Source organism: Comamonas piscis (assembly GCF_014109725.1).
GTDB lineage: Bacteria > Pseudomonadota > Gammaproteobacteria > Burkholderiales > Burkholderiaceae_C > Comamonas > Comamonas piscis.
The window spans coordinates 1,247,431-1,270,308 of the sequence record NZ_CP058554.1 but is presented as its reverse complement, the minus strand read 5'-3'; the positions used below and the strand labels follow the sequence as shown (position 1 = coordinate 1,270,308).

At 64.7% G+C, this 22,878-nt stretch carries 19 protein-coding genes; 13 read left to right on the top strand and 6 right to left on the bottom strand.

From position 1 onward, the window contains the following. Positions 1–80 precede the first annotated feature (80 nt). From cobG to cobJ, 4 genes are read left to right on the top strand one after another with little or no spacing between them, the layout of a single operon-like run. Positions 81–1,355, top strand: coding sequence for a precorrin-3B synthase (gene cobG / locus HS961_RS05710; RefSeq protein ID WP_182326785.1), 1,275 nt, complete (start codon positions 81–83; stop codon positions 1,353–1,355). After that, a complete protein-coding gene (locus HS961_RS05705) occupies positions 1,355–1,984 on the top strand; it encodes a precorrin-8X methylmutase (protein ID WP_182326784.1) in 630 nt (209 codons plus the stop codon). Before cobG ends, HS961_RS05705 begins: the two co-directional genes overlap by 1 nt. Beyond that, complete coding sequence (gene cobI, locus HS961_RS05700) at positions 1,974–2,735, top strand: precorrin-2 C(20)-methyltransferase (RefSeq protein ID WP_182326783.1); 762 nt, start codon at positions 1,974–1,976, stop codon at positions 2,733–2,735. Before HS961_RS05705 ends, cobI begins: the two co-directional genes overlap by 11 nt. After that, the gene (gene cobJ / locus HS961_RS05695; RefSeq protein ID WP_182326782.1) at positions 2,729–3,532 is read left to right on the top strand and encodes a precorrin-3B C(17)-methyltransferase; all 804 of its coding nucleotides are present in this window, start codon (positions 2,729–2,731) and stop codon (positions 3,530–3,532) included. Before cobI ends, cobJ begins: the two co-directional genes overlap by 7 nt. Here cobJ and HS961_RS05690 read toward each other — a convergent pair. Beyond that, entirely contained in the window at positions 3,502–4,260 is a 759-nt protein-coding gene (locus HS961_RS05690) for a cobalt-precorrin-6A reductase (RefSeq protein WP_182326781.1), read from the bottom strand. The two genes, cobJ and HS961_RS05690, sit on opposite strands and share 31 nt — an antisense overlap. Between HS961_RS05690 and cbiE the strand changes: the two genes are divergently transcribed. From cbiE to cobF, 4 genes are read left to right on the top strand one after another with little or no spacing between them, the layout of a single operon-like run. Then, a complete protein-coding gene (cbiE, locus tag HS961_RS05685) occupies positions 4,259–5,452 on the top strand; it encodes a precorrin-6y C5,15-methyltransferase (decarboxylating) subunit CbiE (RefSeq protein WP_182326780.1) in 1,194 nt (397 codons plus the stop codon). The two genes, HS961_RS05690 and cbiE, sit on opposite strands and share 2 nt — an antisense overlap. Further along, positions 5,449–5,928, top strand: a complete 480-nt coding sequence (locus tag HS961_RS05680) for a cobalamin biosynthesis protein (RefSeq protein ID WP_182326779.1) — start codon at positions 5,449–5,451, stop codon at positions 5,926–5,928. Before cbiE ends, HS961_RS05680 begins: the two co-directional genes overlap by 4 nt. Continuing rightward, positions 5,925–6,773: a precorrin-4 C(11)-methyltransferase gene (cobM, locus tag HS961_RS05675; protein ID WP_182326778.1), complete on the top strand. Its 849-nt coding sequence runs from the start codon at positions 5,925–5,927 to the stop codon at positions 6,771–6,773. Before HS961_RS05680 ends, cobM begins: the two co-directional genes overlap by 4 nt. Continuing rightward, positions 6,770–7,609: a precorrin-6A synthase (deacetylating) gene (gene cobF / locus HS961_RS05670; RefSeq protein WP_182326777.1), complete on the top strand. Its 840-nt coding sequence runs from the start codon at positions 6,770–6,772 to the stop codon at positions 7,607–7,609. The genes cobM and cobF overlap by 4 nt, the downstream gene beginning before the upstream one ends. On the opposite strand, the gene HS961_RS05665 is transcribed toward cobF, so the two are convergent. The 5 genes from HS961_RS05665 to kdpF form a co-directional block, all read right to left on the bottom strand. Then, positions 7,591–10,281: a sensor histidine kinase gene (locus tag HS961_RS05665; RefSeq protein ID WP_182326776.1), complete on the bottom strand. Its 2,691-nt coding sequence runs from the start codon at positions 10,279–10,281 to the stop codon at positions 7,591–7,593. The genes cobF and HS961_RS05665 overlap by 19 nt on opposite strands. 25 nt (positions 10,282–10,306) lie before the next feature. Then, positions 10,307–12,394 (bottom strand): potassium-transporting ATPase subunit KdpB, encoded by a 2,088-nt coding sequence (kdpB, locus tag HS961_RS05660; RefSeq protein WP_182326775.1) that lies wholly within the window; start codon positions 12,392–12,394, stop codon positions 10,307–10,309. Further along, positions 12,391–13,089: a potassium-transporting ATPase subunit KdpC gene (gene kdpC, locus HS961_RS05655; protein WP_182326774.1), complete on the bottom strand. Its 699-nt coding sequence runs from the start codon at positions 13,087–13,089 to the stop codon at positions 12,391–12,393. Before kdpC ends, kdpB begins: the two co-directional genes overlap by 4 nt. Before the next feature lie 81 nt (positions 13,090–13,170). Then, positions 13,171–14,880 carry a potassium-transporting ATPase subunit KdpA gene (kdpA, locus tag HS961_RS05650; protein ID WP_182326773.1) on the bottom strand — a complete coding sequence of 570 codons (1,710 nt, stop codon included), beginning with the start codon at positions 14,878–14,880 and terminating at the stop codon, positions 13,171–13,173. A 120-nt stretch (positions 14,881–15,000) separates the two neighbouring features. Continuing rightward, the gene (gene kdpF, locus HS961_RS05645; protein ID WP_182326772.1) at positions 15,001–15,096 is read right to left on the bottom strand and encodes a K(+)-transporting ATPase subunit F; all 96 of its coding nucleotides are present in this window, start codon (positions 15,094–15,096) and stop codon (positions 15,001–15,003) included. Between the two features lie 359 nt (positions 15,097–15,455). On the opposite strand from kdpF, the gene HS961_RS05640 reads away from it, so the two are divergent. The 5 genes from HS961_RS05640 (at position 15,456) to HS961_RS05620 (ending at position 22,867) form a co-directional block, all read left to right on the top strand. Next, complete coding sequence (locus HS961_RS05640; RefSeq protein ID WP_182326771.1) at positions 15,456–17,081, top strand: peptide chain release factor 3; 1,626 nt, start codon at positions 15,456–15,458, stop codon at positions 17,079–17,081. An 828-nt stretch (positions 17,082–17,909) separates the two neighbouring features. After that, positions 17,910–19,637: a hypothetical protein gene (locus HS961_RS05635; protein WP_182326770.1), complete on the top strand. Its 1,728-nt coding sequence runs from the start codon at positions 17,910–17,912 to the stop codon at positions 19,635–19,637. A 101-nt stretch (positions 19,638–19,738) separates the two neighbouring features. After that, positions 19,739–21,463 carry a hypothetical protein gene (locus tag HS961_RS05630; RefSeq protein WP_182326769.1) on the top strand — a complete coding sequence of 575 codons (1,725 nt, stop codon included), beginning with the start codon at positions 19,739–19,741 and terminating at the stop codon, positions 21,461–21,463. A gap of 22 nt (positions 21,464–21,485) precedes the next feature. Continuing rightward, positions 21,486–22,460, top strand: a complete 975-nt coding sequence (locus HS961_RS05625) for a glycosyltransferase family 2 protein (RefSeq protein ID WP_182326768.1) — start codon at positions 21,486–21,488, stop codon at positions 22,458–22,460. Beyond that, positions 22,460–22,867, top strand: coding sequence for a GtrA family protein (locus tag HS961_RS05620; protein WP_182326767.1), 408 nt, complete (start codon positions 22,460–22,462; stop codon positions 22,865–22,867). The genes HS961_RS05625 and HS961_RS05620 overlap by 1 nt, the downstream gene beginning before the upstream one ends. The last annotated feature ends 11 nt before the right edge of the window (positions 22,868–22,878 follow it).

The window sequence follows — 22,878 nt, the reverse complement described above, 5'->3', positions numbered from 1 at the left end:
CGCGCTCAGCTCCACGGGGTGGGCAAGCACTTCGCTACACTTCAGCACCCCGGCCCTGCCCCTGCGCTGCCGCCCGCCCCATGTTTTCCACCCCACCCTCATCCCCTCCACAAACCCAAGGCTGGTGCCCGGGTGCCTGGCTGCCCATGGCCTCTGGCGATGGGCTGGTGGTGCGGGTGCGCCCGCCGCTGGGCAGGCTGTCGGCCGCGCAGGCGCTGCGTTTGGCCGAGCTGGCTGCGCAACATGGCGCCGGCCTGCTGGAGCTCACCAGCCGCGCCAATATCCAGCTGCGCGGCGTGGCGCCCGATCAGCATCGCGCCCTGCTCGATGCGCTGGCCGCCCAGGGCCTGCTGGACTCCGATGCGCGCCAGGAGCAGCTGCGCAACCTGGTCATTGACCCGCTGAGCCAGCCCCATGACGGCGTGCTCGCGCTGGCGGAAGCGTTGCAACAAGCCATGGCATCCGATACCGAACTGGACGGCCTGCCCGCCAAATTTGGTCTGTCGATTGCCAGCGGCCGCCATGCAGGCCTGGCCGAGGTAGCGGCCGATCTACAGCTGATCCGCCAAGCCCCTGGTGCTTGGCTGCTGCAAGTGCCTGGCCAGCCTATAGCCTGGCTGGCAAGCAACCCCTCTTTGGCGGTGCACGCCACTTTGGCACTGGCCCGCTGGTGCGCCGCCCAGGCCCGTGCGCGACGCGCTGCTGGCGCACACCCGGGCCGCCTGCCCCAGTTGCTGCGCGAGGCGCAGGCCCAGCCAGCCGCATTGCCGCTGCTGGCCCTGCCCGATGGACTGTGTGAAGTCCCCCCCTATCTCCCCGCCGATGACACCCCGCAGCCAGGCTGGCAGCGCAACCTCGGCCTGCTGGTCGCCGCGCCCCTCGGCCGGGTCGCTGCCGATGCACTGGCGCGCCTGGCTGGCAGCGGCATCAGCGGCCTGCGGCTGACACCCTGGCGCATGCTGCTGGTCGAAGGGCTGGCGCCATCGGACAGCGCTGCGATCAAAGCGGCGGGCTTGGACGACCCAGTCCACTGGATCATCCATCCGCACGATGCCCGGCTGCGCATCTCCGCCTGCAGTGGGGCGCCTGGTTGCAGCCAGGCCTTGGCGCCCACGCAGGGGCTGGCTTTGGCGCTGGCCCCCCATGTGCCCGAGGGCGCGCACCTGCATGTCTCTGGCTGCAGCAAGGGCTGTGCACGCCAGCTGCCTGCCACGGTCACCTTGGTAGCGCAGGCGGGCAACACCGAACCTCTGTTTGGGCGGATCCGCCAGGCATCCGCGCAAGCCGTCCCCGATTCCCGCTGGAGCGCGCGCAGTCTGCGCGACAATCCCCGGCTGTTGTTTGAAGAAATGTGATGGTTCATACCTACGAAACCAATGGCGCCGAGATCTATCGGCAGTCCTTCGCCACCATCCGCCGCGAGGCCGATCTGCAGCGCTTTACCCCCGGAGAGGAGCGCGTAGCAGTGCGCATGATCCATGCCGCCGGCATGGTGGAGCTGGCCGCGCATGTGCAGTTTTCTGCCGGCGTGGTGGCCGCCGGCCAGCGCGCGCTGGAGGCCGGTGCCCCCGTGCTCTGCGATGTGCGCATGGTCAGCGAAGGCATCACCCGCTCGCGCCTGCCCGCCGGCAACCCGGTGATCTGCACCCTGCACGAGCCCGGCGTGGCCGAGCTGGCGCAGAAGATGAACAACACCCGCAGCGCGGCAGCGCTGGAGCTGTGGCGCCCGCACCTGGCCGGCGCCGTGGTGGCGATTGGCAATGCGCCGACCGCCCTCTTCCACTTGCTCAATATGCTGCAAGATCCAAGCTGCCCCCGCCCTGCAGCCATCATCGGCTTCCCGGTGGGGTTTATTGGCGCGGCTGAATCCAAGCAGGCGCTGATGCAGGACCTGCCCGTGCCATCGATGATTGTGCGCGGCCGCCTGGGTGGCTCGGCGATGACCGTGGCCGCCGTCAATGCCATGGCCAGCCATGTTGAATAAGACCAGCCTGGCCGCGCCGGGCATCATCTGCGTGGGCCTGGGCCCGGGCGACCCGGAGCTGATGAGCATCAAGGCGGACCGCCTGGTGCGCGGCGCCCGCCATGTGGCCTTTTTCCGCAAAAAAGGCCGGCCCGGCAAGGCCCGCCAGTTGGTCGAAGGCATGCTCAGCCTCCAGGCCACCGAGTACCCGATGGAGTACCCAGTGACCACCGAGATCCCGGTGGACAGCCCCGCCTATGTGCAGCAGCTGGCACAGTTCTATGACGACTGGTGCCTGCGCCTGGCCGCGCTGGCCAAACAGGAACAGGTCGTCGTGCTCTGCGAGGGCGACCCCTTTCTCTACGGCTCCTTTATGCACCTCTACACCCGGCTGCGCGCGCGTGGCGATGTGGACCTGCAGGTGGTGCCCGGCATCCCCGGCATGGTGGGCTGCTGGCACGCCACCGGCGAGCCCATCACCTGGGGCGACGATGTCCTCAGCGTGATGACCGGTACCCTGTCTGAGGACGAGCTGGTGCGCCGCATGGACACGGCCGATGCGCTGGTGGTCATGAAGGTGGGCCGCAACCTACCGCGTATTCGCCGCGCCCTGGCCCGCGCGGGCCGGGCGGACGCCGCCTGGCTGGTGCAAAACGGCACCACCGACCAGCAGCAGGTCGCGCGCCTCAGCGACGTCGGCGACGAGGTCTGCCCCTATTTCGCCATCGTGCTGGTGCATGGCCAGGGCCGCCGCCCGGAGGCCGCATGGTAAACAACGGCCAACTGACCATCGCAGGCCTGGGCCCCGGCGACCTGGACCAGATCACGCCCGCCGTGCTGCAGGCCTTGCTGGCTGCCGACGATGTCGTGGGCTATTTCCCCTATGTGGCGCGTGCGCAGGCCTTGCTGGCGCAGAGCGCGCCAGCTGGCAGCCGCCAGCCGCAATGGCTGGCCTCGGACAACCGGGTCGAGCTGGAGCGCGCCCAGCAGGCGCTGGAGCTGGCGGCCCAGGGCCGGCAGGTCGTCGTGGTCTCGTCCGGTGACCCAGGCGTGTTCGCGATGGCGTCGGCGGTGTTTGAAGCCATCGAGAGCGCCCAGGCACCGCAGGCCGAGCGCTGGCTGGCGCTGGATGTGCAGGTCTTGCCTGGAGTCACCGCCATGCTGGCGGCAGCCGCCCGCGCAGGTGCGCCGCTGGGCCATGATTTTTGCTGTATCAATCTGTCGGACAACCTCAAGCCCTGGCCGGTGATTGCCCGCCGGGTGGCGCTGGCGGCCGAGGCTGATTTTGCGATGGCCTTCTACAACCCGCGCTCGCAAAGCCGGCCGCAGGGGTTTGTCCGCCTGCTGGAGCTGCTGCGCGCGCATTGCGAGCCCGAGCGCCTGCTGGTGTTCGCCCGCGCCGTCTCCACGCCGGAGGAATCGCTGCAGGTCTGCAGCCTTGCCGAGGCCCTGCCCGAGATGGCCGATATGCGCACCGTCGTGCTCGTAGGCAATAGCCTCACCCGCCGCGTCGGGCCCTATATCTACACGCCGCGCTACTACGGCGATGTGGACGGCAAGGCGCCATGACGGAGCCAGTACAAAACGTCCGCGACGCTGTCAGTGCGCGGCCGCAGCGGCAGTGCCGGGCGCTGCACCATCAGGACCGGCAGACCCAGCGCACGGGCGGCATCGATCTTGCCTCGCGTGGCGGAGCCACCGGCGTTCTTGGCCACCAGCCAGGCGATGTGGTGCTGCTGCAGCAAGGCCAGGTCGTCTGCCATGCTGAAAGGGCCCCGGCCCAGCACCACGGTATGCCGGGGCAGCGGCAAGCTGCCGTGCACAGGGGCATCGACCAGGCGCAGCAGGTAATGGTGCTGCGGGTAGGCGGCAAAGGCATCCAGCTGTTTGCGCCCCACCGCCAAAAACACCCGCGTCGCTGCATCGGGCAGCGCGCTGGCGGCATCGGCCATGCTGGCCACATCGGTCCAGCGGTCGCCGGGCTGCGCCTGCCAGGGCGCACGCTCCAGCGCCAGCAATGGCGTGCCGGTAGCAGCGCAGGCCGTGCAGGCATTGCGGCTCATCTGCGCGGCAAAGGGGTGGGTGGCATCCACCACATGGCTGATGCGCTGGGCGCGGATAAAGTCCGCCAGGCCCTCGGCCCCGCCAAAGCCGCCGCTGCGCGTGGGCAGGGGCTGGGCCAGCGGTTGCTGGGTCACCCCGGCATACGAGAAGCAAGCCCGGACACCCGCCTGGTGCAGGGCCTGGGCCAACTCGCTGGCGCCGCTGGTGCCGCCCAGCAGGAGAACATGCGTCATGGCTGATCCGTGGTTGACGTTGATAGGTGTGAACGAGGATGGATTGTCAGGCCTCAGCGCTGCGGCCAAGCTGGCATTGGACCAGGCTGAGCTGGTATTTGGCGGCCTCCGCCATCTGCAGCTGGCGGCCATCGATGCCCGTGGCCGCCCCTGGCCCCAGCCTTTTGATGTGGCCCCGGTGCTGGCCGCGCGCGGCCGGCGGGTGGTGGTGCTGGCCTCGGGCGACCCCTTTTGGCATGGCGTGGGCGGCAGCCTGTCCGCGCACCTGCAGCCTGATGAATGGCGCTGCCATGCCCAGCCCTCGACCTTTTCACTGGTTGCCGCCCGCCTGGGCTGGCGGCTGGAAGCCTGCGACTGCCTGGGACTGCATGCCAGCCCCATCGCGCAGCTGCTGCCCCGCCTGGCGCCTGGCCGCCAGCTGATCACCCTGCTGCGCGATGGCGCGGCCGTGTTGCAGCTGGCCGATTGGCTAAGCCAGGAAGGCTGGGGCCAGAGCCCCTTGTGGGTCATGGAAGCCGTAGGCGGCCCGCGCGAGCGCTGCCGCATGCTGCGCGCCGATGAGGCAGCCGCTGCGCTGCAGGCCGACCCGGCGCAAGCGCCGGTGACCGTCGCCTTTATCGCCCAAGGCGGCCCCGCCTTGCCAGCGGTGCCCGGCAGGCCGGACGACTGGTATGCCCATGATGGCCAGATCACCAAGGCGCCTGCGCGTGCGCTGACCCTCGCCACCCTGGCCCCCCGCCGGGGCGAGCGGCTTTGGGACATTGGCGGCGGCTCCGGCTCAGTCGCCGTGGAATGGTGCCTGGCCGGCGGTCTGGCCACCAGCATTGAGCAGCATGCCGCGCGCGTGGCCAATATCCGTAGCAATATCGAGCGCTTTGGTCTGCAGGCCCGCATGCAGGTGGTGCACGGCCTGGCGCCGGAAGCCTTGCAAGACCTGCCCGCGCCCCAGGCCATCTTTGTTGGCGGCGGTTTTGATACGACGCTGTTTGCCGCATTGCGGGCCCATATGCCGACAGGCTGCCGCCTGGTGGTGAATGCGGTGACCCTGGAAACCCAGGCGCTCTTGGTACAGCTGCATGGCGAGCTGGGCGGCCAGCTGCTGCAGCTGGAGCTGTCGAGCGCCGCTGCGCTGGGCCGCATGCGCAGCTGGAAGGCCGCGCGCCCGCTGGTGCAGTGGAGCTGGCAGGCATGACGCAGCCGGCGCCCCACCGCTGCGTGGTGCTGGGTATAGGCTTGCGTGCGCAAGCCCAGGCGGCGGACCTGCAGGCGCTGTGGCTGCAGGCCCGGCAGCACCAGCCCGCATTGGAAAATTTTTGCGCAGTGGCCGTGCTGCAAGGCAAGGAGCAGCGGCCGGCGCTGCAGCAGTGGGCCGCGCAACTGCCTTTTGCGGTGGCGATGGTGGCGGTGGCCGAGCAAGCCCTGCCCGCGCAGCCGGTAGTAACGCAGTCGCCCCGCCTGCTGGCACGCTACGGCACCGGCAGCGTGGCCGAGGCCGTGGCCCTGTCTGCGGCCGCGCCCGCGCCCCGCTTGCTGCTGGCCCGCCTGTTGGCGGGCGATGGCAGCGCCACCCTGGCCGCCGCGCTGCGCGAGCGTGGCACTACCCCCTATTGTTGTCTGGCAGCGGGCCTGCGCCCGGCTGATCCACAAACCCAAGGAGTTACGGCATGACCGTGCATTTCATCGGCGCCGGCCCCGGCGCTGCCGACCTGATCACCGTGCGCGGCCGCGACCTGATGGCCCGTTGCCCCGTCTGCCTCTATGCGGGCTCGCTGATCCCGCGCGAGCTGCTGGCCCATTGCCCGCCGGGCGCGCGCATCGTCAACACCGCGTCGATGAGCCTGGACGACATCATTGAAGAAATCCGCGCTGCCGATGCGCAGGGCCAGGATGTAGCGCGTCTGCATTCGGGTGATCTGTCGGTCTGGTCGGCCATGGGCGAGCAGCTGCGCCGCCTGCGCGCGCTGGGCATTGCCTACAGCGTGACGCCGGGCGTGCCATCGTTTGCCGCAGCTGCTGCCACCTTAGGCGCCGAGCTGACCCTGCCGGGCCTGTGCCAGTCGGTGGTGCTGACCCGCACCTCGGGCCGAGCCACTGCGATGCCTGAGGGCGAGCAGCTGGCCGGCTTTGCCGCCACCGGTGCGGTGCTGGCGATCCACCTGTCCATCCATGTAGCAGAGAAGGTGCAAAGCGAGCTGCTGCCGCACTATGGCGCGGACTGCCCGGCCGCCATCGTCTGGCGCGCCAGCTGGCCTGATGAAACCGTTGTGCGCACCACCGTGGGCGAACTGGCCCAGGCCGTTGCGACCAGCATGGAGCGCACCGCCATCATTTTGGTGGGCCGCAGCATCAGCGCCGAAGATTTTGGCGAGAGCCGCCTCTACGCCACCGACTACGACCGCCGCTACCGGCCCCAGGGCACGGAGCCGCGCTTTCCGGCGCCGCAGGCTGCCGTGGACACCGCCACTGATCGGCCGCTGGCTGCCAACCCAGCGGACAGCGAAGGCCAGGCATGAGCAACAGCTTGCCGCCGGTCGCTCTGAGCCTCATCGGCATTGGCACCGGCAACCCCGACCACCTGACCCGCCAGGCCATCGCCGCGATGAATGCGGCCGACCTGCTGCTGCTGCCCCACAAGGGCGATGACAAGGCGGAGCTGGCCGCCCTGCGCCAGTCGCTTTGCGATGCCGTGCTGCAGCAGCCCGGCGCGCTGATTGCCGGCTTTGACATGCCTGAGCGCCGCAGCCAGGGCGATGACTACCTGAACCAGGTCGATGAATGGCATGCGGCCATCACCCTGCGCTGGCAGGCCGCGATTGCGCAGGCACTGGAGAGCGGCTTGGCGCCGCGCGCAGGCAACGGCGTGCTGCAAGTGGCGCTGCTGGTCTGGGGCGATCCATCGCTCTACGACAGCACCTTGCGCATTGCGGCGCGCATGCAGCCCGCGCCGGTTCAGGTCAAGGTCATCGCCGGCATCACCTCGATGCAGGCCCTCACCGCCGCGCATGCGATTGCGGTCAATGACATTGGCCAGCCCTTTACCGTCACCACCGGCCGCCAGCTGCGCGAGCAAGGCTGGCCGGCCGGGGTGGACACGCTGGTGGTGATGCTGGATGGCCAGTGCAGCTTCAACAGCCTGCCGGCGGAGCAAACCCGTGGTGTCCACATCTGGTGGGGCGCCTACCTGGGCATGGCCCAGCAGTGCCTGGAGCACGGCCCGCTGGCCGAGGCGGCCGAGCGCATTGTGGCCACCCGCGCGGCAGCGCGCGCCCAGCATGGCTGGATCATGGATATCTACCTGCTGCGCCGCACGCCGGGCGATCAGCCGCCCACTCAATCCAGCGCAGGCTGAGGCAGCACCGGCAGTGCCACGCTGAACACTGCGCCCGGCCCGGGCTCGGCCGCAGCGGCAGTCAGACTGCCGCCATGGGCCTGCACAATGCGCTGGGCCAGCGCCAGCCCCAGGCCAATGCCAGAGATGCTGGACTCGGCATGGCCCCGGCTAAAAGGCGCAAACAGCTGCTCGGGCGCCAGGTGCGGCGGCAGGCCCGGCCCGCTGTCCTGCACCCGCAAGATCAACTGCTCGCGCTCCACCTGCGCAGTCACCTGCACAGCGGTGCCGACCGGGGTGTATTTGCTGGCGTTGTCCAGCAGGTTGACGAGCACCCGCTCCAGCATCGCCGCATCTATCCACAGCAAAGGCAAATCGGCCGGCAGTTGCAGCTGCACCGGGTGGTCTGCCAGACGCCCACCCAATTGCCGTAAGGCGCTGCCGACCAGCTCATCGACGGGGATCCAGGCGCGCTGCAGGTGTACACCGTCCTGCTGCAGCCGGGCCATGGCCAGCAGGTTGTCTACCAGCTGCTGCAAGGCCTGGGCCTGGTTGCGGATTTGCAGCAGCATGTCCTGCGCGGGGCCCGGCGGTGCATGGGGCAGGCCGGCCTGGGCGGCGCCCAGAATGCTGGTGAGGGGCGTGCGCAAATCATGCGATACCGATGACAGCAAGGTGTTGCGCATGCGCTCGCCCTCCATCGCCACCTGGGTCTGCTGGGCTACTTCGACAAAATGCACGCGCTCCAGCGCCAGCGCAATCTGGCTGGCACAGGCATCCAACAAGCGGCGCTCTTCCGGCACCTTGAGGCGATCGGGCGCGCGCAGCTGCAGCACCAGCACGCCCCGTGCCCGCACCGGTGCCATCAGCGGCACATACAGCGCGTCGGACGCCGCCAGGGTGTCGGTGCCCCGGCCGGCCATCTGGCGGTGCTCCATGCTCCAGCGGCCCACGCTGCTGTCTATCGTTGCCTCGCTGCCGGGCGCCACATGCAGCTGCTCTTGCGCATCGGGCAGCAGCAGGCCGGTGCGGGCATCGAACACCCCCGACACCGTGGTCAGCGCCGTCTGCACCACCTGTGCCTGGGTGAGCGCGCCGGACAGATCGCGTGCCAGGCGGGCCAGCGCGCCGGCGCGGCGCTCGCGCTCGGCCGCCACCCGGGCCTCATGCTGCAGGCGCGCCATCAGCTGGCCGCAGACCAGGGCCACGCCCAGCATCAGGCAGAAGGTAAAGATGTACTGCGTGTCGTTCACGCCAAAGGAATTGCGGGGCGGCACAAAGCAAAAATCAAACAGCAGCACCGACAGCAAAGCCGCCCAGGCGCCCGGCCCCCGTCCCCAGCGCAGCGCTGACAGCACGACCACCAGCAGGAACAGCATCACCACATTGGCGGGGTCAAACACCTGCAGCAGCGCCTGCGCCAGCACGGCGGCAGCGCCGCAGGCCAGGCTGGCGCCCAGGTAGCCACGCCAGGGCCAGGGGGCCTCGGGTGCGGTGGCGGGCTCGGGCCGGTTGCGCGGCCGGGGCACGGACAGCAGCAGCACATCCAGGCCCGGGTCCAGCCGGGCAATCTGCTCGGGCAGGCGCGATGCGGCCCAGGGCCACCAGCGCATCGCGGTGGGCGGCACGCGGGCCAGCACCAGGTGGCTGGCATTGCGCTCGCGCGCAAAGTCGACCAGAGCGGCCGCCACCTGTGCGCCGGGGATCGTCGCGGTATCGGCCCCCAGGCGCGCGGCCAGCGCCAAGGTCTTGAGCACGGCCTGCTGCGACTGCGCAGAGCGGTGCTGGCGCGCCGGCGCATCCACATAGACGACCATCCAGTCGGCCTCCAGCCGCCGGGCCAGGCGGGCCACCTGGCGCACCAAGGCATCGTCGCCGGGCTGGCCGCCTACGGCGACCAGCAAGCGTTCACGGGTGGGCCAGACATCACCAATGGCGCGCTCACGCCGGTAGTCGCGCATGTCCTCATCGACCCGATCGGCCGTGCGGCGCAAGGCCAGCTCGCGCAAGGCCAGCAGATTACCGAGGCGGAAGAAATGGTGCGAGGCCCGCTCGGCCTGCTCCAGCGGGTAGATCTTGCCGGCCTTGAGGCGCTTGAGCAGCTCCTCGGGCGGCAGATCGACAACGATGACTTCGCTGGCATCGTCAAAGATATGGTCGGGCACGGTCTCATGCACCTGGATGCCAACAATGCCGCTGACCACATCGTTGAGGCTTTCCAGGTGCTGGACATTGACGGTCGTCCAGACATCGATGCCGGCATCGAGCAGCTCCTGCACATCCTGCCAGCGCTTGGGGTGGCGCGAGCCCGGCGCATTGCTGTGGGCCAGCTCGTCCAGCAGCAGCACCTGCGGGTGGCGCGCCAGGGCGGCATCAATGTCAAAAGCCTCGCGCTGGCGGCCCTGGTGGGCCAGCATGCGGCGGGGCAGCAGCTCCAGCCCATGCAGCTGCTGCACGGTCTCGGCCCGGCCATGCGTTTCCACCAGGCCCACCAGCACCTGGCGGCCGGCCTGGCGCTCGCGCTGCGCGGCCGCCAGCATCGCATAGGTTTTGCCCACCCCGGCGTTGGAGCCAAAGTAGATGCGCAGCTTGCCCTTGGCCGCTTGCTGCTGGTCGGCCTTGAGCTGGGCGACCAGCGCGTCCGGGTCAGGCCGTGCGGCCGCTGCGCTGGGGGAGTTGCTGGGGTTGGGCATGGTGGCGCTATTGTGGGCCAAGCCCTTAGACCAAGCCAGTGGCTGTCAGCAGCATGTCGATCAGCTTGATGCCCACGAATGGCACCAGCAGACCGCCCAGACCGTAGATCAGCAGATTGCGGCGCAGCAAGGCCGCCGCACCCACGGCCCGGTAGCGCACGCCGCGCAGGGCCAACGGCACCAGCGCGATGATGATCAGCGCATTGAAGATGACAGCGCTCAGAATGGCGGAATCGGCACTGTGCAAACCCATGATGTTGAGCGATGCCAGCTGCGGGTAGGTGGCAACAAAGGCGGCCGGGATGATGGCAAAGTACTTGGCCACATCGTTGGCAATGCTGAAGGTGGTGAGCGCGCCACGCGTCATCAGCATCTGCTTGCCGGTCTCCACCACCTCGATGAGCTTGGTGGGGTTGCTGTCCAGGTCGACCATGTTGGCCGCTTCCTTGGCGGCCTGGGTGCCACTGTTCATGGCGACCGCGACATCGGCCTGGGCCAGCGCGGGCGCATCGTTGGTGCCGTCGCCGGTCATGGCCACCAGGCGGCCAGCGGCCTGGTGGCTGCGGATCAGCTGCAGTTTGTCCTCAGGCCGGGCCTCGGCCAGGTAGTCGTCCACACCGGCCTCAGCGGCAATGGCGGCGGCGGTCAAGGGGTTGTCGCCGGTCACCATCACGGTCTGAATGCCCATGCGGCGCAGCTGCGCAAAGCGCTCGCGCATGCCGGGTTTGACCACATCCTTGAGCTCGATGACGCCCAGCACCTGGCCGCCATCTGCCACCACCAGCGGTGTGCTGCCCTTGCGCGAGACATTCTCCACCGCCAACTGCACGGCCTGCGGAAACTGCCCGCCCAGCGCCTCGACATGGCGGCGCAGCGCATCGGCCGCGCCTTTGCGCAGGCTGCGCTGACCGGTGGGCGTGCTGATGTCCAGGCCGCTCATGCGGGTCTGGGCGGTAAAGGGCACCGGCTGGGCCTGGGCGGGGTCCAGGGCCGCTGGGCTCAGGCCATGGCGCTCATGGGCCAGGGCCACCACGCTGCGGCCTTCGGGGGTGTCGTCGGCCATCGACGACAGCAGTGCGGCCTCGGCCAGCAGTGCGGCGCTCAGGCCCGGGGCGGGCAAAAATTCGCTGGCCTGGCGGTTGCCCAGGGTGATGGTGCCGGTCTTGTCCAGCAGCAGCACATCCACATCACCGGCAGCCTCCACCGCGCGGCCCGAGGTGGCGATCACATTGGCCTGCATCATGCGCCCCATGCCGGCCACCCCAATCGCAGACAGCAGGCCGCCAATGGTGGTCGGGATCAGGCAGACCAGCAGCGCGACCAGCACGGCCACACCGACAGCACTGCCGCTGCCCGATTGCGCCACCGCAAACACCGAGAACGGCCAAAGCGTGATGATGACCATCAGAAACACCAGGGTGAGCCCCACCAGTAGGATGCCCAGCGCCAGCTCGTTGGGGGTCTTTTGGCGCTTGGCCGATTCAACCATGGAGATCATGCGGTCCAGAAACGACTCGCCCGGGTTCACTGTGACCTCGACCACCAGCCAGTCGGACAGCACGCGCGTGCCGCCGGTCACCGACGAGAAATCGCCGCCAGCCTCGCGCACCACGGGGGCCGATTCACCGGTGATGGCGCTTTCATCGACCGAGGCCACGCCTTCGACCACGGTGCCGTCGAGCGCGATCACATCGCCGGCTTCCACCAGCAGCAAGCTGCCCTTGCTCAGGCTGCTGGCGGGCTGGGCCGTCCAGGGGGCGCCATAGTGCGCTTGCTGTAGCACCTTGGCTACCGTGTCGCGCTTCATGCCCCGCAGGCTGGCGGCCTGGGCGCGGCTGCGCCCTTCGGCCAGCGCTTCGGCAAAGTTGGCAAACAACACGGTGAACCACAGCCAGCCGGCAATCGCCAAGGTAAAGCCGCTGTTGGCCTGGCCCATGAACAGCGCTTGCAGCCACAGCAGGCTGGTAAGCCAGGCGCCCAGGTAGACCACAAACATGACCGGGTTGGTCCATTGCAGGCGGGGCGAGAGTTTGCGCAGCGCATCCCAGGCAGCGGACTGCAGCAGTGCCAGATCGCCGAGGCCGGCGGATGCCGTCAGTTTTTTCGTGTTCATGGTTGGCTCCGGTTTGGCAGTGCATCCAGCGCCATATTGAGCGCCAGCACATTCACGCGGGGCTCACCAAGCAGGTAGCCCGTGCGCTGCTGCGTGGCCTGGTCCAGCAACTGCTGCACCTGGGCGGGCGGCAATTGCCGCTCGCGCGCCACGCGGGCCAGTTGCAGCTGGGCATTGGCGATGGAGATATGCGGATCCAGGCCGGATGCCGATGCGGTGACCGCATCGACCGGCACGGATGCATCGGCGGTCAGGCCATTGGTCTTGCGGTACTGCGCCACACGCTCGACCACGCTATCGGCCAGCCCCTGGCTGCTGGCGCCCTGGTTGCTGGCCCCCGACAAGCCAGCGTTGTAAGGCGCAGCGATGCTGGCCCCTTCCTGCTTGGGGTCAGGCGCCGTCGTGGCGCTGGGCCGGCCATGGAAGTAGCGGGCGCTGTCAAAGTGCTGGCCAATCAGGGCCGAGCCCACGATCTGGCCGTCGCGCAGCACCAGCGAGCCATTGGCGGCATGGGGCAGCAGCGCCTGGGCGACGCCCGTGGTCGCCAGCGGGTAGGCCACGCCGCAGAGCAGCAGCACCAGTACGGCGGCGCGGGCGCTGCTGCCCAGGGTGCCGCCCCAGCCTGCGGCGGCAGGGGCGGCGGCTTGCTGCGCATGGAGCGCAGGCAGGCGTTTATCGGAATCAAGGCTTGTCATGTTTTCTCTCCTGCGGGCACGGCCTGGCCGTGCCCCGGTTCGCTTCAAATCAGTTGGGATGTGAGGTCTAAGAAATGGGGCTTAGGGGTAGAGCTGCCCGCCCAGCATCTGCAGATGCTCCACCACCGGCCCCAGCGCCAGCGCTGGCAAGAAGGTGAGCCCGCCAACCACCAGCACCACAAACACCAGCAACCCAGTGAACAGCGGCGTGGCGGTAGGGAAGGTGCCGGCACCGGCGGGCACGCTGGCCTTGCTGGCCATGCTGCCGGCGACGGCCAGCAGCGGCAGCAAAGTGAGGTAGCGTCCCATCAGCATCGCCAAACCCAAGGTGGTGTTGAAGAAGGGGGTGTTGGCATTCAGACCCGCAAAGGCCGAGCCGTTGTTGGCGGTGGCCGAGGCATAGGCGTACAAGATTTCGGAGAAGCCATGCGGGCCCCGGTTGTTCAGGCTGTCAGCGGCGCCCGGCCAGAGCATGGCCAGCGCCGTCCAGCCCAGAATGCAGGCCGGGTGGGCCAGCACGGAGAGCATCACCAGCTTGATCTCGCGCACCTCGATCTTCTTGCCCAAAAACTCGGGCGTGCGGCCGATCATCATCCCGGCCAGAAACACCGTCAGGATGGCGTACTGCAGCAGGTTGATGAGACCCACGCCATCGCCACCAAACACGCAGTTGAGCATCATCAGCGCCAGAGGCGTAATGCTGCCCAGCGGCGTGAGCGAGTCATGCATGGCATTGACCGAGCCGGTGGTGGCCGCTGTGGTGGCCGTCACAAACAAGGCGGTGTCGGTGATGCCGAAGCGCAGCTCCTTGCCTTCCATATTGCCGCCCGATTGCGTGGCACTCCACTGCTGGTCAGCACCGGCGCGGGCCAGCAGGCCGCTGCCGTTTTGCTCGCCCGTCCATACCAGGGCCAGAAAGCCCAGGAAGATGATCAGGCTTGCCCCAAAGAACACCCAGCCCTGGCGGCGCTTGAGCAGCATGGAACCCAGCGCATAGGTCATGCCGGCGGGAATCAGCAGCATCGCCAGGATGTGCAGCATATTGGTCAGCGGCGTGGGGTTCTCAAACGGATGGGCCGCATTCATGCTGAAGAACCCGCCGCCATTGGTGCCCAGGTGCTTGATGCTCTCCAGGCTGGCGACCGGGCCCATCAGCAGTTGCTGCATACGGCCGCCATCGATGGTATGTGCCATCACCTCGGTGCCCAGGGTTTGCGGCACGCCCTGCCAAACATAGACCAGCGCCAGCAGCAGCGACAGCGGCAGCAGCACGCGCCACAGCATGCGCACAAAATCCACCCAGTAGTTGCCAATGTCTTGGCTGCCCGAGCGGGCCAGCCCCCGTACAAAACCAGCAGCAGCGGCCAAGCCGGCAGCAGAGCCCGCAAACATCAGGCCGGTGATCACCACCATCTGCGTGGCATTGCTCAGGCTGCTTTCGCCCGCATAGGCCTGCCAGTTGGTGTTGGTGATGAAGGAGGCGGCGGTGTTGAACGCCAGATCCGGCGTCTGCGCGGCGTTCTGCAGCGGGTTGAGCGGCAGGCTGCCCTGCAGCCGCAGAAGCACATAGCCCAGCAGCATCAGCAGGCCATTGCTCAGCACCAGCACCGCGCCATAGCGCTGCCAGCCCATGCGCTCCTGCGGATCCACGCCCATGGCGGCGTAGGTCCAGCGCTCCAGCCGGCTGTCGTGCGGGCTGGTAAAGCAGCGTGCCAGCCACCATCCCATGGGGATGGTGAGCAGCACCAGCACCGCCACAAAGGCGGCATATTCGATCCAGACTAAACCCATGTCAGCCCCCGCTCAGATGCGCACCAAGGCGCGAACAAAGCCCAGCAGGCCGACAAAGCAGGCCAGCGTGAGCCCGACAAATACGAGGTCTTGCAGCATGTACATGGCCCTCACCCTTTTTCAGAATTTTTCGGGCCGCAACAGCGCGTAACCCAGATAGACAAACAGCGCAGCACTGACCAACGCGGCCAGCAGCTCAACTCCATGAAACAACATCGCTCTCTCCTCTTGCGCCGCCGGGCCGCCCAATGCAGAGCGGCGGCGCGGTGGTGTTGCACAGGCAAAACACCTGCGTTGGAGCCAATGTAGGTTTGCGCGCATCAAGCAGGCGCTGAGAATGGCGGGGGCGGTATCAAGATGGCATCAAGATGCCGAGCGCCTGGATGGAGATGCAGAAAGAACGCCTCGATGGCGCAGCGCGCGCCGTTGCCAGCGGCGCACAGGCCATCGCGCCCCGCCCGCCCATGGCCGGGCAAAACGCTTTCCGTTAAAATGCCCGCAGTCCCAGCCAGCACCTGCTGGCTTTGTTTTTTGGCAGCCCCGCCCTGGGCCTGCGCTCTTTGCCCATCCGTACTGTGTCCTACGCTCCCGAAACCCAACGCCGCCGCACGTTTGCGATCATTTCCCACCCGGATGCGGGTAAGACCACCCTGACCGAAAAGCTGCTGCTGTTCTCCGGTGCGATCCAGATTGCCGGCGCAGTCAAGGGCCGCAAGGCCTCGCGCCATGCCACCTCGGACTGGATGGAGATTGAAAAGCAGCGGGGTATTTCGGTGGCCTCGTCGGTGATGCAGATGAGCTACCGCGACCATGTCATCAACCTGCTCGACACCCCCGGCCACAAGGACTTCTCGGAAGACACCTACCGGGTGCTGACCGCTGTGGACTCGGCGCTGATGGTGATCGATGCGGCCAACGGTGTGGAATCGCAGACCCGCCGCCTGATCGAAGTCTGCCGCCAGCGCGATACGCCCATCATCACCTTCGTCAACAAGATGGACCGCGAAGTGCGCGATCCGCTGGACATCATGGACGAGGTGGAGCGCGAGCTGGGCATGCCCTGCTGCCCCATCACCTGGCCGGTGGGCCAGGGCAAGAGCTTTGGCGGCATCATCAACCTGCTGACCCAGAGCATGACCGTGTTCACCCCAGGCAGCGACCGGGGCCCCAAGGACTTTGAAGTCATCCCGCTGAGCGAGGCTGACAAGCTGCGCAGCCGCTTTGGCCAGGCTTTTGACGATGCGCTCGATGCGATGGAACTGGCCCAGGGCGCCTCTGCCGAATGGAACCATGCGGACTTTCTGGCCGGCAAGTTGACCCCCGTGTTCTTCGGCTCAGGTGTGAATAACTTCGGTGTGATGGAAGTGCTCGACGCAGTGGTGGATATGTCGCCCCCACCCGGCCCCCGCATCGCTTACACCGAGGTCAACCGCAACCGCGAAGCAAAGACCATCCATCCGGAAGACAGCAGCTTCTCGGGCGTGGTGTTCAAGGTGCAGGCCAATATGGACAGCAACCACCGCGACCGCATCGCGTTCGTGCGCGTGGCCTCGGGCAAGTACACCCCCGGCATGAAGATGAAGGTGCAGCGCACCGCCAAGGAGCTGCGCCCCACCAGCGTGGTGACCTTCATGAGCCAGCGCCGCGAGGCGGTGGACGAGGCCTATGCCGGCGACATCATCGGCTTTACCACGCACGGCGGCGTGCAGCTGGGCGACACCATCACCGATGGCCCCAACCTGCAGTTCACCGGCCTGCCTTTCTTTGCGCCAGAAATGTTCATGACCGTGGTGCTGAAGAACCCGCTGCGCACCAAGCAACTGCAACAAGGCCTGATGCAGCTGGGCGAAGAAGGCGCCATCCAGGTCTTCAAGCCCGACGCCGGCGGCAATATGCTGCTGGGCGCCGTGGGCCAGCTGCAGTTTGAAGTGGTGCAGCACCGCTTGAAGACCGAATACGACTGCGAAGTGCGCCTGGACGGCTGCCAGTACACAGGCGCCCGCTGGATCACCGCCGACACCCCCGCCGAACTGCGCGAGTTTGAACACGCCTACCCGCTGCGTTTGGCGCATGATGCGGCCAATACCTTGGCGTATCTGTGTACCAGCCCCTATGACGTGCGCCTGGCGCAGGAGCGGTTTCCGAAGATCCACTTCCATCCGCTGCGGGAGCATGCGGGGTTGGAGTTGCAGACCTCCTGATCGCGCCGGTACCGGATACCGATGGCCCACCGCCACGCCCGCCCCCAGTTGCCTTTGCAAGCCCATGCCGCCCGGCATAGCGGCTTGCGGGCCGTGGAGGGTGGCCAACGGGGGGCTAGAAGCCTGGCCCGCTTGCGATGGCGCTGATCGGCTTTGTCCTTGGCCAGTACGCACAGCTGCTGGTTTTTATAGCCGCCTGCTGGGGGCTAGGCACCCTGCTCTGGCCCGTATCCGATGTGCCCACGCGGCAGCCATTACGCATCGCGCTGGGCATGGGGTCGGTCGTCGCGGAGTACTGGGCTACCTGCTGGATACACTTCCGACGGGTAGCGATGCAACACACCAACTTAGCATCCCCTGACTCCGTTACTGCAGGTGATGCCGCACATCACCAAGCGGATGGCCCCGACTTCTGGCGACGTACAAAAGCCTCGCTCAGAGCACGCATATCAGCGCATGCTGGCAAGCAGCCGCCACTACGCACCGTTCACCACCCGAGGCAGTGTTTTGGGACCTTGGCACTAGGGCGACTTCCCAAATGCAGCGGAACAACAGTCACAACCTAAACTGCCAGACGAATGCGTTACCACACGGGTAATCCGCAATACCTCGGTTCCCATTGAGAAACAAAGGTCTGAATTCCAGAAATATCTTGCATCTTCGCCGGCCAGCGCCAAGGTTAATTCGAATCAATTAAAAACTGATCTCTTATTCGAAATCATGCAACCAATAGTAGACAGACGCCACTTTGGTATCGAGATAAAACAATATAAACAATTGACGAGTGATGTGGGTGCGGATCTCCAACACTTCGTGAAAAATTAAAACATGAGCAATCGTCTCCAGCCCTCTTTTGTTTTTTGGTCATGTACCGCCATCATTGGCGCGCTCTCGCTCTGGTTGCGGATGGCATTTCCCATCTTTGCCCAGGGTTGGGCCACACATGACGACTTGCTGTTCATACGACAGGCCGCAGAAATTGGGATGGGAAACTGGCTTGGCGTGTACAACAATCTCACACTCTCCAAAGGTATCGGCTTCTCGCTCTTCATGCTGGTCAACCATGCAACGGGGCTACCGTTGAAGTTCAGCGAACACGCACTGTACTTAGCAGCCGCCTTATATTTCTCGGTGACCATTGGCCAACTTTATCGATCCCGAGCTGCAGCGCTGGTCTGTTTTTTTCTGCTCGCCTTCCTTCCCACCGCTTGGGTAGCAGGAGCGGGGGGCCGAATAGTACGAGAAGGCTTGTATATTTCACAAACGTTGCTCCTGCTGACCTTGGGTATCCGCTGCTGGGTGTTACCTCAAGCTGCGCCTGCGGCTAAACAGCTACGTGGACAGTGGCATATCTTGCTTGCACTGGGCTTGATGGCAGGCTGGTTCTGGATCACCCGTGAGGAAGGGGTGTGGCTCATTCCCTCCATGCTCGTCCTGATGGCCTACTGGCTTCTGCGCCAAGTTAATCGGATCAAGCAGTGGCGCGCAATCCTCGCATTTTTGGCTTTGCCCCTGCTAGGTGCAACGCTGGTCGTCTTCACCATCAATTCCATCAACTACGCGGTCTATGGAACCTTTCGCAACAACGATTTTCGATCCAGCGATTTTCAAGCTGGTTATGGTGCATTGACACGTATTCAGCATGACCAGTGGCAGCGCTATGTGCTTTTTCCGAAAGATGCGCGCGAACGGGCCTATGAGATGAGCTCTGCTGCACGAGAACTTAAGCCATTTTTCGAGGGATTCGGTGGTCAGAGTTGGCGAGATGCAGGCTGCAACCAAACCCAAACGGTTCCTTGCCCTGAGATACTTTCCGGATGGTTTATGTGGGCATTTCGCGATGCTGTTGCCCAAGCCGGGCACTACAACAGTGCCTACGATGCCAGGGCTTTTTATCGGCGGCTATCAGCAGAAATAGAAGTAGGCTGTCAGCAGCGCCCCGGTGATTGCCTGCCAAAACGCAAAACCCTTCTACCTCCCTGGCATGAAGGCTATGTGGCCGATACGCTTCAAGCATCTTGGGCTATCTTCAATACGCTTGCTACCCTTGGGAAATTACCTGCCTATACACAGCCAAGTGAAGGCGATCCCAAATATTTAGCATTGTTTGATACGGTTACCAACGGGCCGCTGGCGCCAACCGCAGATTCCAAAGGCCCCTGGGGCGAGTACACACTCAAATCACCCCGAGATACGCTACGTATGCAGTGGGCTGAACATTTGACGACATGGATCAGCGTGTTTTCTACCTATGCGCTACCTTTGGCATTTTTATTTTGGCTTTCATGGTCAGCAATGACTGTCATACAGTCAGTACGTAATCGCGCGCTGCCTGCCCCAGCATGGTGGGTTTGCTCAGCGGTCGCGGGCGGCATTATCACTCGGGTGATATTACTGGGATTTCTAGAAGCCACCTCCATCCCCAGCAATAACATGCTTTACCTTTTCCCACTGGCGCCTTTCTCACTTGCATTGGCCCCAGTCGTACTCTGGGGAATAATCCAATCCCCAGCTATTCAATGGAAAAAGACCAATTCAATGGCTCAGAAATATTAAAAAACTACATCAACCTCGCCAGTTACTTACGCCGCCCACAACCAAGCTCTCGACAATGCGATTGTGATTCACAGAGTTGATCAAGTCGAGTGCAGCAAAACATGACAATAAAAAATTTGATATTTTCACGTAGCCAGTTATGCATTTTTGCTGCGCTAGCTCTCCTGTCGCTGTGGCTGCGCATGGCCTTCCCCATTTTCGCAGTGGGCTGGGCGTCGCACGACGATTTGCTCTTTGTGCATTTGGCTGCCGAAATAGGCAGGGGCAGTTGGCTAGGTCACTACGACAACCTGACTCATGCAAAAGGCGTCGGCTACCCGCTGTTCTTGCTGCTCAACCACGCAACCGCTCTGCCCTTGAAGTTCTCCGAACATGCCCTCTATTTGGCATCTGCAGGATTTTTTGCCTATATAGCCGGCCAGTTGCTGCGATCCCGCAACTTGGTACTGGTTCTTTTTGCAGTGCTGGCCTTCCAACCAGCAGCCTGGATGGAGCAATCCGGTGCAAGGGTGATGCGTGAGGGCATTTATATCTCGCAGACCTTGTTCTTGCTGGCGCTGGGCATCCGTTGTTGGTTGCAAGCCGATCCCAGCGTGGCGCCTGCAGCACAACTCCGTCTGCGCTGGCCTTCGTTATTGGCGATGGGATGTGTAGGTGGGTGGTTTTGGCTGACCCGTGAAGAAGGTGTGTGGCTGCTGCCAGCGCTGGGGCTGATGCTTGGCTATTACTTGTGGACGCAACGCAAGGCTCTACGCGCCTGGAAAGCCTTGCTGGCTTACATGGCCTTGCCTGTGGTGATTGCGACATTGATGGTGGCCGCTGTTAACACGGTCAACTACGCAAAGTATGGCGTCTATCGCAACAACGACTTTCGCTCCGCTGATTTTCTCTCCGGCTATGGCGCACTGACTCGTATACGCCATGATCACTGGCAACGCTATGTATTGTTCCCTAAAGATGCACGTGAACGCGCCTATGCGATGAGTGCTGCTGCCCGCGAGCTCAAACCCTATTTCGAGGGGGAGCGTGGCGAAGGCTGGCGCAAAACCGGCTGTGACCAGACCCATACTTCCCCATGCCCGGAAATATTGTCTGGCTGGTTCATGTGGGCGGTGCGTGGCGCAGTGGAAGAAGCCGGGCACTACAGCAGTGCCAGAGAAGCCAGCAAGTTCTACCGACGTTTGGCTCAAGAGATTGATGCGGGATGCAAGCTGCGCCCTGATGACTGCCTGCCCCCCCGCTCCACGATGCTGCCACCTTGGCGAGAAAGCTATGCTTGGGACTCTGCCAAAGCCACTTGGGAGGTGTTTGGCACCTTAGCGAATCTGGACCGAGGTACCCTCAAACCCTATCAAAGCTTAGGCTCCCCGCTGCACCTGAAGCTGTTTGATGTGGTGACTAACGGCCCGCTAGCCCCTACTGTCGACACACCTGCTTTCGATATAGACATGACCTCGCCTCGGGATAAACTTCGTTGGACTCTGGCACAGTTCTTGGCTACCTCCATGAGCAAAATCTCCGCAGTGGCCCTGCCTCTGTCTTTTGCGATCTGGTTAATCTGGTCGGCAAGCGCGCTGTTGCAATGGTGGAAGCGCAGGGCCCTCCCAAATGGAGCCTGGCTGTTAACCACCGTGCTGGCCGCTGCCATCGTCACCCGCGTAACATTGCTGGGCATTCTGGAAGCCACTTCCATCCCTAGCAACTACATTCTGTACATCTTCCCGGCTGTTCCTTTGTCGCTGGCGATGCAAGTCTTGGTCGTCTGGCAGGTTGCAGGCATGCTGCGCTCGAAACTCAAATACGGGCACAATGCGGCAGCCGTTTGAATGATTAATAATAATTTCTGACATGACCGAATCTCCATCCCGCCTCTACCGCAATCAGCGCATTGCCGTCATCCTCCCCTGTCACAACGAAGAGTTGACGGTACGCCCAGTGGTGGAAGGCTTTCGGCAAGCCTTGCCCGAGGCGGAGATCTATATCTTCAACAATCTCTCGACGGACCGCACCGCCGAGATTGCTCTTGAAGTAGGCGCACATCTGCGCAATGTCAATCTCAAGGGCAAAGGCAATGTCGTGCGCCGCATGTTTGCCGATGTGGATGCAGATATCTATGTGATGGCCGATGGGGATGCGACCTACCACGCACCATCGGCACGCAAGCTCATCGATATGCTGATCGACCAGCAACTGGACATGGTGGTGGGTGCGCGTGTGGAAGCGGAACCCGAGGCGGGCGACACAGGCATTACCTACCGTCCAGGACATCGCTGGGGCAACAAGCTGTTGACCGGCACCGTGCAGCAGATCTTTGGCGGCAGCTTCCGCGACATGCTGTCCGGCTACCGGGTGTTTTCTCGGCGCTATGTCAAATCCTTTCCGGCCCATTCGCAAGGCTTCGAGATCGAAACCGAATTGAACGTCCATGCGCTGGAGTTGCGCATGCCTTGCACAGAGGTCGATACGCCTTACGGCGCCCGGCCTGAAGGATCTGCCAGCAAGCTGTCCACCTACCGTGACGGCTGGCGCATCCTCAAGACCATCGGGCGTTTGGTGGTCAGCGAGAAGCCCTTGCAGTTTTTTGGCTGGCTGGGCGCCGCACTCGCGTTGATCTCCATTGCGCTGGTGGCCCCCATCGTGTTGGAGTACCAGCAGACAGGCTTGGTACGGCGCTTTCCCACTTTGGGCCTGGTGTCCGCGTTGATGGTCTGCGGTGGCGTGTCTTTCGTTACGGGCTTGATCTTGCAAGCCATTACGTTGACGCGGCGCGAGATCAAGCAGTTTGCTTATCTGGCCTCTGTCGCCAACACGCCGAGCAAGTGATGGGGCTCAAGATCCAGCGCTCGGTGCTGTGGTTTCTGGTCGCAGGCTCCGTCGCTTTTGTTGTGGATGTGGTCGTGTTGACCTTGCTACGTGATGCCCTAGGTGTGTATGCGGCACGGGCCGTGTCCTTCTGGCTGGCAGCGACCACCACCTGGCTGATCAACCGCAATATTTCCTTTGCGGGGCGCAGCGCTACCGGTAGCTTGCTGGCGGAGTACCTGCGCTATTTGGGGCTGATGCTGGGAGGCGGGGCCGTCAACTTGGCGGTTTACTCGCTGCTGGCGTGGACTTTCCCACAAGACCCGCTGTGGTTGCTGTTGTATGTGGCAGCAGGTACCTTGGTCGCGATGACGGTGAACTACCTGAGCATGACCCGGCTGCTGTACCGCCAACGCGCTGAAAACTGATATCCGCTAGA

Excerpts from the sequence above, each read along its gene's own strand:
- cobG (WP_182326785.1), top strand. The coding sequence starts at position 81 with ATGTTTTCCACCCCACCCTCATCCCCTCCACAAACCCAAGGCTGGTGC.
- HS961_RS05705 (WP_182326784.1), top strand. The coding sequence starts at position 1,355 with ATGGTTCATACCTACGAAACCAATGGCGCCGAGATCTATCGGCAGTCC.
- cobI (WP_182326783.1), top strand. The coding sequence starts at position 1,974 with ATGTTGAATAAGACCAGCCTGGCCGCGCCGGGCATCATCTGCGTGGGC.
- cobJ (WP_182326782.1), top strand. The coding sequence starts at position 2,729 with ATGGTAAACAACGGCCAACTGACCATCGCAGGCCTGGGCCCCGGCGAC.
- cbiE (WP_182326780.1), top strand. The coding sequence starts at position 4,259 with ATGGCTGATCCGTGGTTGACGTTGATAGGTGTGAACGAGGATGGATTG.
- HS961_RS05690 (WP_182326781.1), bottom strand. The coding sequence starts at position 4,260 with ATGACGCATGTTCTCCTGCTGGGCGGCACCAGCGGCGCCAGCGAGTTG.
- HS961_RS05680 (WP_182326779.1), top strand. The coding sequence starts at position 5,449 with ATGACGCAGCCGGCGCCCCACCGCTGCGTGGTGCTGGGTATAGGCTTG.
- cobM (WP_182326778.1), top strand. The coding sequence starts at position 5,925 with ATGACCGTGCATTTCATCGGCGCCGGCCCCGGCGCTGCCGACCTGATC.
- cobF (WP_182326777.1), top strand. The coding sequence starts at position 6,770 with ATGAGCAACAGCTTGCCGCCGGTCGCTCTGAGCCTCATCGGCATTGGC.
- HS961_RS05665 (WP_182326776.1), bottom strand. The coding sequence starts at position 10,281 with ATGCCCAACCCCAGCAACTCCCCCAGCGCAGCGGCCGCACGGCCTGAC.
- kdpB (WP_182326775.1), bottom strand. The coding sequence starts at position 12,394 with ATGAACACGAAAAAACTGACGGCATCCGCCGGCCTCGGCGATCTGGCA.
- kdpC (WP_182326774.1), bottom strand. The coding sequence starts at position 13,089 with ATGACAAGCCTTGATTCCGATAAACGCCTGCCTGCGCTCCATGCGCAG.
- kdpA (WP_182326773.1), bottom strand. The coding sequence starts at position 14,880 with ATGGGTTTAGTCTGGATCGAATATGCCGCCTTTGTGGCGGTGCTGGTG.
- kdpF (WP_182326772.1), bottom strand. The coding sequence starts at position 15,096 with ATGTTGTTTCATGGAGTTGAGCTGCTGGCCGCGTTGGTCAGTGCTGCG.
- HS961_RS05635 (WP_182326770.1), top strand. The coding sequence starts at position 17,910 with ATGAGCAATCGTCTCCAGCCCTCTTTTGTTTTTTGGTCATGTACCGCC.
- HS961_RS05630 (WP_182326769.1), top strand. The coding sequence starts at position 19,739 with ATGACAATAAAAAATTTGATATTTTCACGTAGCCAGTTATGCATTTTT.
- HS961_RS05625 (WP_182326768.1), top strand. The coding sequence starts at position 21,486 with ATGACCGAATCTCCATCCCGCCTCTACCGCAATCAGCGCATTGCCGTC.
- HS961_RS05620 (WP_182326767.1), top strand. The coding sequence starts at position 22,460 with ATGGGGCTCAAGATCCAGCGCTCGGTGCTGTGGTTTCTGGTCGCAGGC.